Annotated in this window: 16 protein-coding genes and 1 riboswitch; of the genes, 1 reads left to right on the top strand and 15 read right to left on the bottom strand. The window is 33.7% G+C overall.

The window, feature by feature from the left end:
- Nucleotides 1-69: 69 nt before the first annotated feature.
- From ACFWM3_RS19655 to ACFWM3_RS19640, 4 genes are all read right to left on the bottom strand, one after another.
- On the bottom strand, nt 70-1,287 hold the full coding sequence (locus ACFWM3_RS19655; RefSeq protein WP_056473826.1) for an acyl-CoA dehydrogenase family protein: 1,218 nt from the start codon (nt 1,285-1,287) through the stop codon (nt 70-72).
- A gap of 12 nt (nt 1,288-1,299) precedes the next feature.
- On the bottom strand, nt 1,300-2,484 hold the full coding sequence (locus ACFWM3_RS19650; RefSeq protein ID WP_390312629.1) for a CaiB/BaiF CoA transferase family protein: 1,185 nt from the start codon (nt 2,482-2,484) through the stop codon (nt 1,300-1,302).
- Nucleotides 2,485-2,869: 385 nt separating this feature from the next.
- Complete coding sequence (locus tag ACFWM3_RS19645) at nt 2,870-4,015, bottom strand: Glu/Leu/Phe/Val family dehydrogenase (protein ID WP_390312627.1); 1,146 nt, start codon at nt 4,013-4,015, stop codon at nt 2,870-2,872.
- A 77-nt stretch (nt 4,016-4,092) separates the two neighbouring features.
- On the bottom strand, nt 4,093-5,520 hold the full coding sequence (locus tag ACFWM3_RS19640) for an amino acid permease (protein WP_056473821.1): 1,428 nt from the start codon (nt 5,518-5,520) through the stop codon (nt 4,093-4,095).
- 647 nt (nt 5,521-6,167) lie between these two features.
- Here ACFWM3_RS19640 and ACFWM3_RS19635 point away from each other — a divergent pair.
- The gene (locus tag ACFWM3_RS19635) at nt 6,168-7,355 is read left to right on the top strand and encodes a Ger(x)C family spore germination protein (RefSeq protein WP_390312626.1); all 1,188 of its coding nucleotides are present in this window, start codon (nt 6,168-6,170) and stop codon (nt 7,353-7,355) included.
- 700 nt (nt 7,356-8,055) lie between these two features.
- On the opposite strand, the gene ACFWM3_RS19630 is transcribed toward ACFWM3_RS19635, so the two are convergent.
- The 11 genes from ACFWM3_RS19630 to ACFWM3_RS19580 form a co-directional block, all read right to left on the bottom strand.
- Nucleotides 8,056-8,763, bottom strand: coding sequence for a hypothetical protein (locus tag ACFWM3_RS19630; RefSeq protein WP_390312625.1), 708 nt, complete (start codon nt 8,761-8,763; stop codon nt 8,056-8,058).
- 317 nt (nt 8,764-9,080) lie between these two features.
- The gene (locus tag ACFWM3_RS19625) at nt 9,081-10,070 is read right to left on the bottom strand and encodes an aldo/keto reductase (protein ID WP_390312623.1); all 990 of its coding nucleotides are present in this window, start codon (nt 10,068-10,070) and stop codon (nt 9,081-9,083) included.
- Nucleotides 10,071-10,118: 48 nt separating this feature from the next.
- Nucleotides 10,119-10,703 carry a histidine phosphatase family protein gene (locus ACFWM3_RS19620; RefSeq protein WP_390312621.1) on the bottom strand — a complete coding sequence of 195 codons (585 nt, stop codon included), beginning with the start codon at nt 10,701-10,703 and terminating at the stop codon, nt 10,119-10,121.
- Nucleotides 10,704-10,966: 263 nt separating this feature from the next.
- Entirely contained in the window at nt 10,967-11,923 is a 957-nt protein-coding gene (locus ACFWM3_RS19615) for an ATP-grasp domain-containing protein (protein WP_390312620.1), read from the bottom strand.
- A 15-nt stretch (nt 11,924-11,938) separates the two neighbouring features.
- On the bottom strand, nt 11,939-12,988 hold the full coding sequence (locus ACFWM3_RS19610; protein ID WP_390312618.1) for an LLM class flavin-dependent oxidoreductase: 1,050 nt from the start codon (nt 12,986-12,988) through the stop codon (nt 11,939-11,941).
- A gap of 161 nt (nt 12,989-13,149) precedes the next feature.
- Nucleotides 13,150-13,256: riboswitch (SAM riboswitch) on the bottom strand.
- A 153-nt stretch (nt 13,257-13,409) separates the two neighbouring features.
- Nucleotides 13,410-14,501: a Ger(x)C family spore germination protein gene (locus ACFWM3_RS19605; protein ID WP_390312616.1), complete on the bottom strand. Its 1,092-nt coding sequence runs from the start codon at nt 14,499-14,501 to the stop codon at nt 13,410-13,412.
- Complete coding sequence (locus tag ACFWM3_RS19600; RefSeq protein WP_390312615.1) at nt 14,498-15,589, bottom strand: GerAB/ArcD/ProY family transporter; 1,092 nt, start codon at nt 15,587-15,589, stop codon at nt 14,498-14,500. The genes ACFWM3_RS19605 and ACFWM3_RS19600 overlap by 4 nt, the downstream gene beginning before the upstream one ends.
- Nucleotides 15,590-16,954, bottom strand: a complete 1,365-nt coding sequence (locus ACFWM3_RS19595) for a spore germination protein (protein WP_390312613.1) — start codon at nt 16,952-16,954, stop codon at nt 15,590-15,592.
- Nucleotides 16,955-17,199: 245 nt separating this feature from the next.
- Complete coding sequence (locus ACFWM3_RS19590; RefSeq protein WP_390312612.1) at nt 17,200-17,640, bottom strand: flavin monoamine oxidase family protein; 441 nt, start codon at nt 17,638-17,640, stop codon at nt 17,200-17,202.
- On the bottom strand, nt 17,607-18,113 hold the full coding sequence (locus ACFWM3_RS19585; protein ID WP_390312610.1) for an FAD-dependent oxidoreductase: 507 nt from the start codon (nt 18,111-18,113) through the stop codon (nt 17,607-17,609). Before ACFWM3_RS19585 ends, ACFWM3_RS19590 begins: the two co-directional genes overlap by 34 nt.
- Nucleotides 18,098-18,652, bottom strand: coding sequence for a flavin monoamine oxidase family protein (locus ACFWM3_RS19580; RefSeq protein WP_390312609.1), 555 nt, complete (start codon nt 18,650-18,652; stop codon nt 18,098-18,100). Before ACFWM3_RS19580 ends, ACFWM3_RS19585 begins: the two co-directional genes overlap by 16 nt.
- Nucleotides 18,653-18,739: the final 87 nt, after the last annotated feature.

Genomic DNA, 18,739 nt, shown 5'->3' with positions numbered 1-18,739 from the left:
ACACTCCCTTCTGCTATGCGATTACATTGAAACCTTTACCAGTGTTCTATTTTCTACTCAAATTTTTTATTAAGATTTAACAGTTTCTACGTTAACCTCTTCGAATGGCCAAGCTGGAAGCATTTTTCTTAAAACTTTATCTTCCCTATAACCTAGGTCATATTCAGCCTGCATAATTGTATGAACCTCTCTTGTTCCTTCATAAATGACTGGTGCTTTTGAGTTTCTTAAATAACGCTCTACTGGGAACTCATTTGAAAACCCATATGCACCATGAATTTGTACAGCATCATTAGCTGCCTCGTTTGCTGCATTACAAGAGATCCATTTTGCTAGTGACGTTTCTCTAGTGTTACGTTTTCCACTATTTTTTAACCAGCCAGCTTTATAGACTAGAAGACGAGAGATTTCTAGATTTGAAGACATTTTAGCAATCATTTGTTGTACTAATTGATGTTTTCCGATTTCTTTACCAAATGTTTTTCGCTCATGACAATATTTTACGCTTGCTTCAAGTGATGCCTGAATTAATCCACATGCACCAGCTGCAACTGTAAATCGTCCATTATCAAGCGCAGACATCGCAATTTTAAACCCTTCACCTTCAAAGCCTAATAAGTTCTCTGCTGGTACTCTTACATCATCTAAAAATACTTCACCAGTGTTTCCAGCTCTAATTCCCATTTTTCCTTTAATTGCTTTTGTAGAAACACCTTCAAAAGTACGTTCTACGATAAAACAAGAAATTCCGTGGTGTTTTAAGTCATGATTTGTTTTTGCAAAAATTAAGAAATGATCAGCGACATCACATAGAGAAATCCACGTTTTTGATCCGTTTAAGATATAACTATCACCATCTTTTACAGCTGTTGTCGCCATTGCTACTACATCAGATCCTGCATTTGGCTCAGTTAACCCGAAAGCACCAATTTTATTCCCTCGCGCTTGAGGAACAAGATACTTTTTCTTTTGTTCTTCAGTTCCCCATTGTAGTAATGTCATACTATTTAATCCCGTATGTACTGAAACAGCCGTACGGAAAGCTGTATCTCCGCGCTCTAGTTCCTCACATACGATTGCTAAAGTATTATAGTCCATTCCAACTCCACCATATTGTTCAGGAATACATACACCCATTAGTTCCAACTCAGAAAGTCGTTTTAGAATATTTACTTCAAAATGTCCTTTTTCATCCCATTCCTTAATAAATGGAATAATTTCACGATCTACAAATGATCTAACTACCTTTCTTACACTTTTTTGCTCTTCTGTTAATGAAAAATTCATTTTATTTCCTCCTCAAATTGTATTATTACGTTTCATTTCTTCTATTTCTAATTGAGAATAACCAAGTTTGCTCATTACTTCTTCAGTATGTTCTCCATGTAAAGGAGGATGTCTTACTACTTCAACTGGAGTTTTTGATAATTTTAATGGTGAACCAACTAACTTTAGATCATTGATGAATGGATGATTTACTTCTAGCACCATATCCCTTGATCTAGCTTGTTCAGACTGCAGGGCTTCACTTACGTTATAAATCGGTCCATTTGGAATACCAATTTTATCCAAGAGAACTTTCCACTCATTTTTACATTTTGTTTTTATTTTATTTGAGATTATTTCCTCAATCTCTTTTCTATACTGCAATCGGCCAGCATTCGTTCTATATAATTCATCTAATAAAATCGGTTCTTCAGTAAGTAACGCAAATCGATTAAACTGATGATCATTACCGACGGCGATCACCATCTCACCATCACTTGCTGAAAAAACTTGATACGGAACAATATTAGGGTGATAATTTCCTAATCTCTCCGGAATAGCACCACTACATAAATAATTGCTAGCCACATTTACTAAAGCAGCTAATTGAGAGTCAAATAGCGAGATGTCAATTTCTTGTCCTTCCCCTGTACGATTTCGATGCTGTAATGAAGCAAGAATCCCAATACATGTAAATAACCCTGTTAATACGTCTGAAATAGCTACACCCACTTTTGTTGGTTCGCCATCCTTCTCTCCAGTAATGCTCATCAATCCAGACATAGCCTGAATGATATAATCATATCCAGGAAGAGAAGAGTTAGGTCCTTTGCTACCAAATCCACTAATTGATGCAAGAATAATATCTTTCTTCATCACTTTCATTTCTTCAAAGGAAAAACCTAGTTTTGATAAAGTTCCTGGTTTAAAGTTTTGGACAACAACATCCGCTTCTGAAATAAGTTTTTTTAAAACCTCTTTGCCCTTATCATCCTTCAAATTCAAAGTAATCCCTTGTTTATTTCGATTAGCACATAAATAATATGCACTTTCTCCTTCTACAAAAGGGGGCCCCCAACCCCTTGTCTCATCCCCACCGCTAATACTTTCAATTTTGATTACCTCAGCCCCAAGATCCCCAAGGATCATCGTACAAAAGGGGCCAGCTAGCACTCTAGTTAAATCGATAATTTTGATACCATGTAATGCCCCTGGCAATTTGATCACCTCTTCATCTGCTTTTCTTTCGCTAATTTACTAGTTTCCATTAGGTAATTAAAATGTTTATCACTGTGCTTTTGCATGTATTTAGAAAACTCAAGGTATATTAACCTTCATTTCCGTTATACTCTTTATAATGCAAAACTCATGCCAACTTAGAAAATCCTATTATTATTAAACCTTTGCTATATTTACGAATCTAATTAGTGAAAAATAAAAGTAAAACCCACTCAAAACCGTCATTTTTAACTCATAAAAATATTTGCTACAAAAGTGAATCTATTAATCTAGTTCATAAATAAAAAGAGCTATCGAAGTAGCTTATAAATGTTAAAAACCCACAAAGAAATCTTTGTGGGTTTTAAGTATTATTTAACTTCTTTTAACACTCTATTAAATCTCTAACTGTGGGCTCAAACAATTCACAAGCAATATCTCTTTGATATCGTTTTTGCTTTTTAGCTTCTGTAAATAAGTTAAAAGTATTCTTTCTGCTTAATCTTTCAATATCATCAATAACTGCCTGAGGTTCAGGTTTCACTAATCCAAAAATAACTGCATCATAAAATCTAATTGCTCCTAAGTTCGCCACAAAGTCATTTACCACATCAAACCCTCTTCGTTTGATGATCTGATCACCTTCAGCAGAGATTGGAATATTTGCAGCCTCTACAATTAAACTACCTTTTACTTGATTAGCGTTTGATACATTAATAACATCCTCTAAAGCTGCCGGAATCAAGATGTCACATTTTACATCAAGCCATTCAGTGTTACTTCTTACCACATAGTTCGGTTCAAAAAACTCTCGACTCATTTCTCCATGTGAATTTTTGTGGTCAATTAATTTCTGAACATCTAATCCTTCTTCACACGTAACTAGTAGATTTGCATCCGATATGCCGACGATTTTATAGCCTAACTGTGATAATTTCAACGCACAGCTTGCTCCTACACAGCCAAATCCTTGGATAACTACTTTCGCTTCTTTATTTACACCTTTAAACTTCCATGCTTCATCCGCGCAAAATGCAACACCGTAGCCTGTTACAGCATCATTTAAAAGGAAACAATCTATTTTAGTAGAAAGCAGATTATTAAAATCTTTTATTCCATTTTGAACACTTGCATCCTCCTTCATCGATTTTGTTAAAGGTATTCCTACATTGAATTCATCAAATACTCTTAGTACGTCCTCATACTTCGTACCTAAATCACTACCTAAAGAAACTCCTGCTTCTACATATGGCATCATCGCAATCAAAAATCTTCTTAATACGTCATATGCATCCGGGGCTTTATAATCATAAGCAATACCAGCTTTACATCCACCTGTAGTGATACTTTCTGAAGCCATATATTTATAAGCCATTGCCTCTGCCAAACGTTCTACTTCTTCCCTTGTCACTGTTGGATGCATTCTTGTCCCACCACCAGCATACCCTTTGACAAAGTTATGTACCACTAACCACCCTTTTGCATCTGTTTCACTATCATTCCACTCTACAACTAGGTAAGGTTTTTTCATTCTTAATAGCCTCCTTTTTAGATCATGTCTTATATTGGATTACTTGTGTTAGTATCTAAAAGTTGTTTGTATACTGATCAAATACTCTGTTGAGTCGGTATATCTCCGTGTTTTTTCTTCATGCCAATCTTACCTTTATTTTTTCCATGACGTAAAAAGTAATAAAGATAACTTACACCCATAAAGCCTAAACCACCCATTAAGGAAGAGCGTTGAGTAGGATCAAAAGCCATAAATACTATGGATATTCCACATAAAACAAGACATAGAATAGGTATTAATGGGAATAGTGGAACTTTGTACTTTAAGTCCTTAACATTTCCACCATTTTTAATAAATTGTCTTCTAAAGTTATATTGCGACAAGGCAATTGCCATCCAACTGAATGTACCAGCTAGTCCAGTTACAGACAGCAGAACGACAAAAACTGTTTGTGCAGATACTACACTAGTAAGTAATGATACTAATGCAAAAAGAAGACTAAACAATACTGCATTAAACGGGACACCACGAGAATTTACTTTACCTAAAGCTTTAGGTGCCATTCCGCTTTTGGAAAGTGACCAAAGCATCCGAGAACATACATATAATCCCGAATTACCTACAGATAGCAAAGCCGTTAAAATAACTAGATTCATAATATCAGCTGCGTACGGAATCCCTACGCTATCAAATACTGCAACAAATGGACTTTCTACTACTCCTGCATGTCTCCACGGAATCAAAGCAGCTAAAACTAAAATGGCTAACACATAAAAAATTAGAACACGAAAAATGATACTTCTTATTGCTTTCGGAAGAGTCTTTTCTGGTGCTTCACTTTCACCAGCTGCAATTCCAACAACTTCTGCACCCTGAAATGCAAATACTACTGCCATCATAGTTGAAAATATAGCTGAAAACCCATGCGGGAAAAGCCCACCATCTTTTGTAAAATTAGTAAACAAAGGTGCTGAACTCCCTTTATGACCAAACCCAAATATAGTTGCTGCTCCAATCAGTATAAAAGCTATAACTGCAAATACTTTAATTCCCGCAAACCAAAACTCTGCCTCTGCATAACCTTTTACACTAAGAATATTTAAACCTAACAAAAGAACGATAAACACAAGACACCAGATCCAAACAGGTACATGTGGAAACCATCTTTGCATCAATATTCCGGCCGCAGTGAATTCTAATCCAACTGTTGTTGCCCAACTCAGCCAATACATCCAGCCAATCGTAAACCCAGTACCAGGACCTATGTACTTTGTAGCATAAGTCTTAAATGAACCTGTAACTGGCATTGTAATAGATAGTTCACCTAAACAAACCATTACAAGATACATCACCAATCCACCGAATAAATAGGCAACAACCGCTCCCCCTGGACCAGCTTGATTAATCGTTAGACCTGACCCTAAAAATAAACCTGTACCGATTACTCCTCCGAGTGAAATCATGAACAAATGCCGACTTTTCATGGAACGTTGTAACTGACCTTTTTCATTAGTAGAATCCATAAATGCCCCACCTTTATTTTAGAATATTCAGAAAAAACAAAACGTAATAAGAGAAAAAATAGAACTACTAAAATAGAATAAACCTTTATAAACATTTACAATTTCTGATAATCTCAAAAATCGCCACAGAACTAAACATATTGCTCTTACTCAACATACAATCTAAATAGTGAAAATGAATAAGAAATTAAAATCTTCTAAAACACCTCCTATTTCTGCCCATCTAAAATCGGAAATAACTTTCTCCTCTTCTCACTATTCTTAAGCAAAATTCATGCCAACAAAAAAAACACGAATAAACCAACCTATTAGCCATTCTTCAAATCTAAAAACAACTGATTTATTTTAAAATCTACTCAATTCATTTATTTTAGACTCAATTACATTTTTTAAAAAGGGTCTTTTCTCATTAAGATCATTTTATTTACTTAAATAATCAATCTCAAATTCTATCCAATTAGTACAGCAGGATTGCAGAAAATTTTTAAAAAAATTTAGTTACGGGAAAATTTAATGCTTCGAATTTTGGAAAATGGTACATTGAATTGCAAAAAAATGGAAAAGTATAATATGAAACAGAACTCTTTGTGGAATATTGCTTTTTAAATTTTATAATTACAAAAAGGCCAAGATATTGGAGAAAAAATGTGAAAAAGAAATTTTTTATTTCATTTCTTATTGTAAGTATGCTTTTAGGTGGTTGCTCTAACTATAAAGAATTAAATCAAGTATCGATTGTCGTTGCAATGGGAATTGATTACTTTCCAAAAGAAAAAAAATATCATGTAATCACTCAAATTTTTAATCCTAGTGCAATTGCAAGTGCAACACAGTCAGGTTCTCAAGGTGTTCCAGTAATTGCGATAGATGAAAAAGGTAAAACCATTTCAGAAGCTGTACGAAATGTGTCTAAGAAAGGATCTCGACAAAATATATATTCTCATGTTGCTCTTGTCATAATAGGAGAAACATTAGCAAAAGAAAAATCATTGAATTATATTTTCGATGTATTTGAAAGGGATTCTAAAATTCGTGTAAATATTCCAGTTATTATTGCAAGAAATAAAAGTGTTGATGAAATAATGAATAACATAGCAGCACTTGATAAAATATCTGCAAAATCAATTGTTGGCAAGATTAAAAATACATCAGCCCTTTTAGGCGAAAATCAAGAAACATTAATGCGTGAGGCAATTTCTGCAATTTCTAGTAGTGGAAGAGAACCAGTAATAAATGGCGTGAGCTTAGAAAATGAAAGTGAAACATCACAAACACTTGAAAATGCTTATAAGGTCAATTCTAGTTATGATAAGATAAATGGCATTGGGATTTTTAGAGACGGAAAATTAGTTGGTTGGTTAGATGGACCACCGGCAAAATCAATACAAATTATTGATAATCTGATCAAAGAAACAAATGTGCAAATACCATGCAATAAAAAAGATTATGATTCGATGGAGCTTACTCGGGTAAAATCTAAAACGGAAATTAAAATCAAGGGTAATATTCCAATTATAAATATAAATATCAAATCAATTGGCCATATTGACGAGGTTTTTTGTAATGCCAATTTTGATAAAGCAAAAACTCTCAATAAATATGAAAGATCAGCTGAAAATGTTATAAAACAATCAATAGAAAAAGGGATTTCTGAAGTAAAAAAACTCGGTGGAGATGCATTTGGATTTGGTGAAAAATTATACATGGTTAATCCAAAAATTTATAAAAAATATGAGGGTAATTGGAATGATACATTTAAAAAAGCAAAAGTTACAATAAGTGTCGACGTTCAAATTAATGATGTCGGAATGAGAAGGAAAACTTATCCTTATTAGGAGGTTGTCTATTTAGACAACCTTTTCTAGTTCAAAAATCAACAATTAAATAAAACATAGCCTTTAAATTTAATTTCTTACTCCTTTTATTAAAAATAAAAATCCCAAAAAAAGATTTGGTATTCCCTTTTAAAAATCTATCTCCTTGCATTGTTATGATGAGGTTTTATTAATAGATCTCTACTAGTCATAACGGACATAGTATCACACTAAGAATTTATTTCTTATATCCAAGAAATTTGTAGATATTTCCCGGGAATTTGTAAAAAATTGATATAAAATCCAATATCCAAAGTATTATTTTAAGCTGAAATAAACATATATCAGTTGAATTTTCATTCTACTGGTGAGTAAGAGTTCATTATCATAATAATCTAACTACCCAATTAACTTATATCTCTAAAAATCCGATACCGATCGGATATCGCATAGTGATACATTCGTTCAGTTATATGTTACTTTTTTTATTTCAAAGGACATCTGCTGTATCGTTCAGAGACTTTTTTGTATCGCGTACGAATTTTTCCTATTAAAAAGACTTTTAAATTAATTGCTATTTGTATCGGCCAACGATACGAAACAAAAAGGCCGATACATCCTTGTGGAAGTATCGACCTGAAAGTACTTATTAAAGTGTTCATTTTCAAAAGTTTTAATCAAATTTTTACAAGATTAGCAAAAAAAAATTTTAATAGATCCTTTATTTTCTAAATAAAGAGAAAAGCCATCCCCATTTTTCTTTAGGCTTCTGTATCACAACTTCTAAACGTTTATTAAAATTATCCTGTGATTGCCACTCTATTCTCTGTTCTTCTCGGATGTTTTGTATTTCTTCTTGTAAAAAATCCATTTTTTGTTTTTCTTGTTCCAGTAATGTCTCGTATTGGATTTTTTGTTGTTCGGCTAATTTTTCAATTTTGGTATTAGTTTTGTTGGATGAATTTCCAATATTTGCACTTATATCATGATGGTCTTGTTGAAGCCTTGAAACTGCCGTTTTAAGTTCTGACATATCATTTTTCAATTGAACATTCATTTCACGTGCAGCTGCGAGTTCACTGACTAAAAACCTTAAAAACTCTTTTAATTGATTTGGGTCATGTGGTAAATTTTCATATGTATCGGATATCGCAATTTGTGTTTCATCGAAACCTTCTAATCTTTCTTTTTGTTGAAATACGAGGTCTTTTGCAGTATCTTCCAGGGGCTTTTCTGAATCGCGTAACGCTATAAGCACTCTAATATCAGATTGAACAAATATACGCCGATCTCCATCTTTCAAGAACTCATATCCATTTCGCTCTAAGATTTGGCCATACTTTCGAACAGTAGGTGCTGCAATACCCAGTTCTTCTGCTACTTCCTTGGAAGAAAAAGCTCGTTCATTCGGTTGTATATCACTTCGCATAACAGACCTCCTTTTTAACAAATATGAAGGATTTTTCGGCATATTGCAACATATATCACTGTGATACAAAAAAAACATGTGATGATTTCCTACTTCTATCGTTTTTTAGTGTAGCGCTCTTACAAAACCATTTTCCAATTAAAAGGTTGGAAACGGCAAAAGTTACAGTACAAGTAAGTCTTAGAAAAGCAATATGCACGATATATATACTAATTCATCCTTTATAATCTAGAGCTTTTGATAGTGAAAGCACCTAAAAAATCCCCTTTTCACACTTAAGGAAAATAGGGGATCAACACATTATACTAAAATTGACATTAATTAGCGCCTAAAGCACCAACTACCGGATGTGGAACATAAGGCTCTTGCAAATACGCAACTTCTTCAGTCGACAATTTAACTGACAAAGCCCCCACTGAATCTTCAAGATGAGATGTTTTAGTAGCTCCAATTATAGGCGCACTAACTGGTTCTTTCTGCAGTAACCAAGCAAGAGCAATATTTGATTTTGTTACTCCATGTTTTTCAGCAATCTCTGCAACTCGCTCCACAACAAGTCTGTCTGTATTTTCAGTTGCACCATATTTAGATTTTTGAGTTTCATCAGTTTCAGATCTTAACGTCGTATTTGACCAATCACGTGTCAATCTTCCTGATGCAAGTGGGCTATATGGAATTACGCCGATTTTTTCTTCCTTACAAAGAGGCAGCATCTCCCTTTCCTCTTCACGATATATGAGGTTGAGATGATTTTGCATTGAGACAAATTTGGTCCATCCATTTTTCTCTGCAACATGTAAAGCCTTCAAAAACTGCCAAGCATACATAGCGGAAGCACCGATATACCTTACCTTACCAGCCTTCACTAAATCATGAAGTGCCTCCATTGTTTCTTCGATTGGTGTGTTATAATCCCAACGATGGATTTGATATAAATCCACATAATCTGTTCCGAGGCGTTTAAGACTTTTATCAATTTCACTCATAATATGCTTGCGGGAAAGTCCGGAACCATTCGGACCTTTGTGCATAGGGAAATAAACCTTCGTAGCTAGTACTATTTCATCTCGATTGGCATAATCTTTTAAAGCTCTACCAACAAATTCTTCACTAGTACCATCTGAATAGACATTCGCCGTATCAAAAAAGTTGATACCTAGGTCTAGTGCTTTTTTAATAATTGTACGGCTGCTCTCCTCATCGATTACCCATGGATGGATCCAACGTTTTGCATCTCCAAATCCCATACAGCCAAGGCAAAGTCTAGATATTTCTAATCCTGTATTCCCAAGCTTTGTATATTCCATTTTAATTTCCTCACTTTCAAAAATATGTAATCTATTAATCTTATAAAACTATACTTGGACTACATCACTAAAATTATGATTGATAATCTCAACTAATTTAAATTCCCTCTTCTCATATTCAAACTTCAAAATGCAACAATTTCCAATTCGATTTTGTTGTGTGATAGAGCTTTTGTGTTCCCAGTACCTCATAAAATTTCTCAATGCTGCTCCGTGTGAAACAGCTAATACCACTTCATTATCTTCATCCATTATTTTTTGACATGTAGTAGCAATTCGTTGTTGCAATTCTTTTTGGTCTTCTCCGCCAAACTTAACAAAAAAGTCACCATAAGGTAGTGGTGGATTTAAATCTTCACTTTCACCTTCAAACGTTCCAAAATTCCATTCTTTTAATCCTTTTAATCTTGTATACGGTAATTCTGTCACGATTTCTAACGTATCACTCGCTCTTTCTGATGTAGAACAATAGGCATGATCGAAAATAATATTTTGTTCTTTAAAATACTTTGCAGCAGCCTCCGCTTGTTTAATTCCTAATTCTGTTAGAGGTGAATCACACCAACCTTGAATCTTCCTTCTTTTATTAAATAATGTTTGACCATGTCTCATTAAATAAAAAGTCTTTTTCATTTGTATCCCCCTTTTGAATCTTAAAAGCATATTTTAAAAATCAAGTGGTACGAAATCATTTGACCTTTTTTAGTCTCAAAACTTAATAACAACTTACAATCCTATATTATCAATATATTAATTTTAATCGTTAGCATATTCCTCTCAAATAATTGCCTATTACTCTTAGTTCAAGAAAAAATTTAATAAACTAAACATAAAAAAGCCCAAACCTTTGTTGCGTGTAGGTCTGAGCTTTTTACCGTTATTCTAAATAGATTTTCTTAAGCCGTTACTGTTGTAGTGTATTTTTCTTCCAAAGTCTTCTTTAAAAATGAAGCTAATTCGAGCATTCCGAATTTTCCAGCTTTTTCTTCTGCATCTGAGTTATAGTTGGTATTTGTATTGATATCATACGTAAAAATTGTACCTTCAGCATTTCTGATAAATTCGATTCCGGCAACTTGGACATTATTTTTAGCTAGAACCTCTTTATATTTCTCAATAATTTCGTCCTCAAAGCCTTCAATGATTTGGAACTTAGGTTTCTCTTCTACTTCTTCTCCTACTGGGCAGAATAAATCACCAATTTGGCACGCATCAGCTGGGCAAAGTTCAAAACCTTCCGAAGTATCAACTTTAACTGCATAAACAAAGTTTCCTCCTACAAATTCACAACGAGTGATGTAGCTTTCAGGGGATTGAATGTATTCCTGAATCAGTGTAATTCCATCAACTGGTTCTTCAAAGGTAGGTCCTTCCACATAAGCTTTTAAAGCTTCGATACTATGAAATAGTTGAACCCCTAACCCTTTACCAGCACGATTATGTTTCGTAATAAATGACTGTCCAGCAAAGTTTTTAGCTGCCTTAATAATGTTTTGTTTTCCAACTGCTGCGATCGTTTTAGGAGTCTTCACAGCATACTTGTTTAGCTCTAAATATTGTAAAACCTTACTAACTTCTAGCTTCAAGGCATTCGTTCCATTCAACACCGTACGACCATGTGCTTCAAGCCAAGCTAATACTTGACCAGTAAACTCGGCTGCAAAACGATGATCACGTGTATGAGAGGACGCACTCATTCGGCTATAAAAGATCCCTTCTGGTGGTGCAGTTGATAAATCTACCGTACCTTCGTCTAAATGCCATTCCTCATAAGGAACTCCAAGCTCCTCTAATCTTTTTGTTAAATGCACAGTCCACTCACTATTTTCATGAATTACGTATACTTTGCTCATCTTTAAATCCCCTTTCTAGTTCTTTATTAAACTACGTTTTTGTTCTACTAATGGCATAACTTGTTTTGAAAAGCGTTCCATTTCCTCAAGTTGAGGTGAAAATTGTAATAATAATAAGTCTAGGCCAGCTTCTTCATATTGTAAAATTCGTTCTGCAATTTGCTCTGGTGTTCCTACTAGATTTGGTCTAAGACCACGATTTGAAACTGAGTAATCTTGTAATTGGATTTGTTGTTCTAATTGTGATTTTGTAGTGAAGTCTTTAAAGCCTGCATACCCGCTTGAATCTTTCACAGTCGTAATTTTTTCTAGCTCAGCCAAAGCCTCTTCTTCTGTATCTCTACAAATAATATAAGCGGCCATACCGAAAGAACTTAATGGTGCATTTCCTGTTTGTTCACGGCGCACCTTCATATCTGTTACTTTCTGATTAATTTCTTCAACTGTTCCACCGTGCATCACATATGCGTCGCACTTTTCTACAATCGTTTGCTTTCCTTTTTCACTTTCTCCGCCTGCATATAGAATCGGATTTGGTCTTTGAACTGGTTTTGGAGCAAGCTTTGTATCCTTTAAGTCGTAATATTTACCTGAATAATTGAACGTTTCTTCTGTCCATAAGCCTTTAAGAACATCAATAAACTCCTCTGTCCGAGCATAACGCTCATCATGTTCTGTAAAAATACCGCCATATTGACGAGCTTCTTCTGCCCACCATGCAGAAACGACGTTTAGCGTAAAACGGCCGTTACTGATTTGATCAATATTAGCAGCCATTTTTGCTGTTACTGCAGGATTATGAAAACCTGGACGAATCGCAGTCATAATTTCGATTTTTTCCGTCACTGTAGCAAGTGCCGCTGCTGTTGACCAAGCTTCAAGTGAATCATGCTCCGGACCTTTAATATCGTTTAAATATAATTCAGCTATTAAAGTAGTCGAGTATCCCCATCTTTCAGCTGATTGAATAACCTCTTTAGCATATTCAAATGTTGGTGGCATTCTTTCGTCATCCACATTACGTAACCATCCTCCAAAAATCGGTAACCAAAAACCATATTTCATTTCTATTCTCTCCTTTATCATTAAAATTGTCTAGTTTTCGCATTGGTTAAGTTGGGTTTATATATAGTGAAATTCAGTTTTGTTTAACCTTCCGCGTAAATAAATAAAAAAAGAAAAAAGCCTCTTTCATTCAGAAAGAGGCATCGGAAACAATTGTTTTCGACTTATCTATCAGAATGATTTCATTCTGCAGGAAGTGGCACCGTTCCTAAATAAGGAGGTTGCCGGACGTCATAGGGCCTGATCCCTCGGTCACTCTCGATAAGTTTGAATTATGTAATTTCTTTAACTGAATCATAAATCCTAGTAAACAGATTGTCAATAAGGGAAATTAAACATCTTTATTGAGATAGCGCTTTCTTCGTTGTATTTATTAGAAAAAATAAAATTTTATAATTATTTAATTGAAATTAAATCGAATTTAATACATAGTACCAGTTCCCTTTAGTTTCACTTCTGATTTTACTCGAAATTCAATTTTTGGATAAATTTCTTCCCACTTATTTATTTCTTTTTTTGTCACTCCGTATTTTGCTTGATAGTTTAACCCAAGTCCAAGTGGATCAACATTTAATTCCTGTAGACGTTCTAGAAATTTTTTTGTTCTTGAGCTCATAATGATTGATGCTTTTTTCTCATACTCTTTCAATTCTCTATTTTGATGTAGTGTCTTATTAGATTCCTCAATAAATCCTTTTACCTTTATATGAACGTCTAGATATGGCTTTTTATTTTTAGGCATAACAATTTTCATGTCAGTTTTCGTATTTTCAGCACTTATGTAAAATTGATTTTTTCCTTTTCCAACATTAATTAATGTTGTTACTTTGGGATTTAAGAGCTCATTAAGCATCCTTGTTTCATCACGATTTAATACTGCTTTAAATTTTGTTCCTTTAAAAACTGCGGAAGTATTAATTTTAAAGGAACTATCGAACGGTTCAATAATAGGTAAATATGGATCTATACCGTTTTCTATCAATCGCATATAATAATCATTAAGTATCTCTGACATTACATATGGTGACCTATTTGATTCTTCATTAAAAGCTAACACAACAGCGTTACCCGCTAATCTCTCTGATTTAACCCTCCATGATAAAGCTTCTTTTGCAGTAGGTTCTCCTACAGCTACATAAGCAACACCTTGAATATCTGGCCGTTTAATAAACCACTTCATCAAATCAATTTGGTTTTCAACTAGTAGCTCTTTATCGATAACGATTACCCTACATTGAGCAAAATCTAATTTTTTATCTACTAAAGATTGGATTATTCTAATGGCCTCAGAAACTGAAGTTGATTTTTGAGAAATAATTTGAAAATTAGACTTTCCCGCTCCAATTTGTGCTGATGGGATGGCTAATTTCACTGACACAAGGTAGACGCCATTTTCATCTGTATGATCGATTCCTATCGCTACGACAAAAAAACGTTTATCAACATCGAGTAATTGGCAACCAGACATAAAACTTAATTCCATAATTAACAACAACGTTAAAATACGGTTCATGCTCTTTGCCTCCGTGATAAGAAAAAAATTAACACTACTAATATGCCTTCAGCAGGAAAACGGATATTTTGCCATATTTTAATCAGATCAAATAATTCTCTTTCGTTCGTAAATGTCTGCAGTGTCATCGTAACGGCTCCAAAAAATAGAAAGATCATATATCCATAAAATTTCCTTTTTTTAGCGGGTTTCAAATTATAATTAAAAAACATTCCTTCAAATAGTTTTAAACCAACATGCCATGTTAATATGCTAAATAATAGTGACAACAAAAGGAATATATAAAGCATCAAATATAGCACTCTTTCGATAAACCCATATTCCATTCTTAGAGAATCAGTTATGAAGACCCAAGGAAACACTACATCATTAATCCCTTTAACACCTAAAAAAGCAATTGGGACGAAAAATGTAAAACTAATTACAACGAATCCGATTAAAGGTAAAATCCACAGAAATTTAACAACCTTTTTCGTTTCAAGATAACGATTGATGATCGCTAGATTTATATAGCCTGTAAAAAAATAAGTAGCAGCTGAAATAGAACTATAGTTAGGCATTTGCCAAAAATAATGGAGTATTCTTTTAATATGGACGAAATAAAAATAATTGCTTGCCATAGCTTTATAAACGATAAAAAAAACAACTGGAGTAGCTACTAGTACCATTATTTCAATAACGTTGAGGATTGATTCTGTATAACAATTTGCTCCATAAATAACAATAATTAGAAAAAAAGCTAAAACATATCCCATATTTAACTCAGTATTTAAATACAGTACAGTAATATATGTGAAAGAAATTAAAACAAATGCCCCTGCAGCCAACCACATTACGCCTAAAAATGCTAAGTAAATGTTTTTAACAAGTTTAGGTAGTCTATTGTTAAAAATTTCGGGCAATCCTTTATTAGGAAATTTACTTATTCCGATCGTAAACAAATAAATAAATATTCCACCAATCAAAACACTTAACACCATAGATATAAGAGACCCATTAAAACGCTCGCCAATTAAAATCATTGGTACATTGATAATAATATTCAACATCATTGTTAGCAGTACAGTATAGTAAAAGTGACGGGTCAACTAGCTTTGCCCCCCCTTTGGGTTCTCAGTTATCGTTTCAATTTTATCGGAAGATCCCCATTCAATCGCTAAAAAAGGAGTCCCAAAGCTTCGCTTATTAGCAAAATAACAGATAAGTACAAGCATACCTCCAACTAATCCGACCAACCCAAATAGAGTTGCTAATATAATCAGTGGGTATCTAATACATCGAATTGCGAAACTCATTGCACTGATTGGGACCGTAAAATTAGAAATGGCAACAAATGCAGTAATAATAATCATGATGGAACTTACAAGTTGTGCTTGTTGTGCAGCTTGACCAAGTATAAGTCCACCAACAGTAGTAGCAGTTGGGCCAATTACTCGTGGTAGTCTAATACTAGCTTCAACTAACATTTCAACAGCTAACATCATAAAAAGCACTTCAAAAAATGATGGATAAGGAACTCCTGCCCTACTACCTGCAATCGTCAAAGTAAGTTGGGACCTTAATATTTCCGGGTTATACGAGGTAATTGCAATATAAAAAGCAGGTAACACCAATGTTATAATAAGGGCAATATATCTTATTGATTGCAAAAGTTTTTTTATCCAGAAAGAATGATATAAGTCATCCATTGAAGCTATAAAATCAAAAAATACAGTAGGCGTAATCAAAGAAAATGGCGTTCCATCCATAACAATAATAACCTTACCTTGGGCAAGATTTGAAACAGTTCGATCAGGTCTTTCTGTTATCATCATGGTAGGAAATAAATGAATCTTTTTATCAGAAAGTATCCTTTCTAATTGACCAGCTGCTTGTATTACATCCATCTTTACCCTCTTAAGACGACTTTTTAATTCATCAATTACCTTTTGATCTGCATAATTAACATCATAAAGTATTGCTATATTTGTTTTTGAGATTGTTCCAACTGTTTGATACTCAATGCTTAATTTATTGGAAGGATATCTTTTACGAATTATCGCTATATTTGTACTGAGGTCATGTGAAAAAGCTTTTTGTGGTCCTTGAACTGATGTTTCTACTGAAGCTTCTACAGATTCAGTATCCATAGCACGAATTGCATTAAAAGCATATATCCCATTCGATATGAAAATTAACACGTTACCAGAAATTATATATTCCCCTAAATACCTTTTGTTTTGAATCGACTCACAATTAGATTGGGAGAGTAAGTGTAACAGAAATTTACTTTCTTTATCACAAAGCATAAGTGGTTGGATGATATCAGTTTTAATTTTATCCGCGTCACATAGATCTTGAAGATAGATCAAACAAATTTGTTGTTCATAATATTCAAATGAATGGACAATTAAATCTTTTGCTCCCTCAAATTCTTGCTTAAGCGCATTTATTACTGCCAGTTGACTTCTCATCTTATGCTTCCCTCCTTTTATTTCTTTTCATATTTTTTAGTATGTCAAAATAAAAGCCTATCCATTCTATTCAAATTCCTATTTTCCTTTTCTTTTAACATTTAAAATAGATATAAGTCTACATTATTTAAAAATGAACCCTTAATTGAGTTACTAAATTTCGGATTCCCCTTTTTCTCCCTACTCATGAACCTCTAATTAAACGAAAAAAAACCAACGAGTCGTTGGCTTAGTCGTTACATTATTTATAAATTATTAATTTCATTAGCAGTGCGGACTCCTGCTTCAATTGCCCCTTGCATCCACCCAGGAGTAGATGATGCATGTGATCCACCAAAATGAATTCTTCCTTCAGGTGAGCTGATATAGGGACCCAGCTCTTTTTGTTGATTCGGTTTATACATAACAAATGCTCCACCGGAAAATGAAAATTGCGTCCAGCTCTGCGAATATCCTACTAAAAATTCTTTATAAACCACATCACCAAAAATGGTTGAAAGGTTAGCTAATGCTTTATCAATACGTGTATGGTTGTTCATATTATCCCAAATTGCAGCATCGTCCCCCCAAGTATAACTGGCTAAAATTACCCCTGTTTCTTTTCCAAAATCATGACTAGGGAAATAGGAAGCCTTGATTGGTAAATCAGTTACTATTTTCCCGCCAAATATACCAAACTTTTCCAAAACCTCGTTCTAAACTGTATAGCAATCTTTGTTGAATCCGCATAATGTAGTTCTCTTATTACCTTCCATTTATTATATGAAATAGACTCATAAGGAAGAATTTCTACAAAGTTTAATAAAGAATAAGGGATTGTTGAAATAATATAATCACATTCATGTTGACTCTGTCTATTAAGGACTTCATTTTCTGAGTAAATGATTACCTTTGTATCTTCTTGTATAATTGTCCTTACTCTTTCATTAAGCATAATATTGTCCTTCAATTGGGGTAAAAATGATCTTACAAGGAAGTCTGTTCCACCTGTAATTTCATATAATTTTAGGTTAGGTGTTAAAAGTACAAGTACTTCTCTTAGTATTGCAGTAAAGGAAAGTTCAGGAAAACCTTCAATCCCGATCATTGTATTGATCATATCAATTGCTCCAGAAGATAATGAATTTCCAAAAGGATTAAATTTTAAAAAGTTTTCCATAGAATAGTGATCAAACTTATTATTACAATTTCCCAATTTTTGATTGGATCTTGATGGATAAATTCAATTAAAGGACCAATCGCATATGTGAGTAATTCTATAGCAGTTTTTCCTTTTTCATTTGGAGCGACAGGATAGTTTAATATGTCTGGATTCATTTCGTAATTTTTAACATTTGTTAATATATTATTGACGTAAATTAAATCATTTGGCGTACTATTGATAAATTCATTTACTTTTAAATTAAATTTTTTTATATATGCAAATGTTAAATGGTGGAATGAAGGGATACGCATAGCACCAAGTTCAGTATACTGGTAGTCAAGAAATGGTTCTCTCTTTGTATAAATTCTTCCCCCAATTCTGCGATTAGCCTCGATAATCGTAACTTGATGCCCTGCTTCTTTCAACAGTGATGCACTAACTAAACCAGATATACCTCCACCAATTATAGTTACTCGCTTTGGTGAATCTGTTTTAGCTAATCCATTTTGGATAATATTAAGCATTTCCTCCATCGAAGGGGTTTCTCGAACCAAAGGATACCACCTCATCTCGAAAAAAGATTATCTTATAAACACTATTCAATTTCAAAAAGATGTAGAATTTAAACATATATTTTGTAT

The organism is Gottfriedia sp. NPDC058432, assembly GCF_042721555.1.
Lineage (GTDB): Bacteria > Bacillota > Bacilli > Bacillales > Bacillaceae_G > Gottfriedia.
The sequence above is the reverse complement of the archived record's forward strand: the minus strand, read 5'-3'. Positions and strand labels throughout refer to the sequence as shown.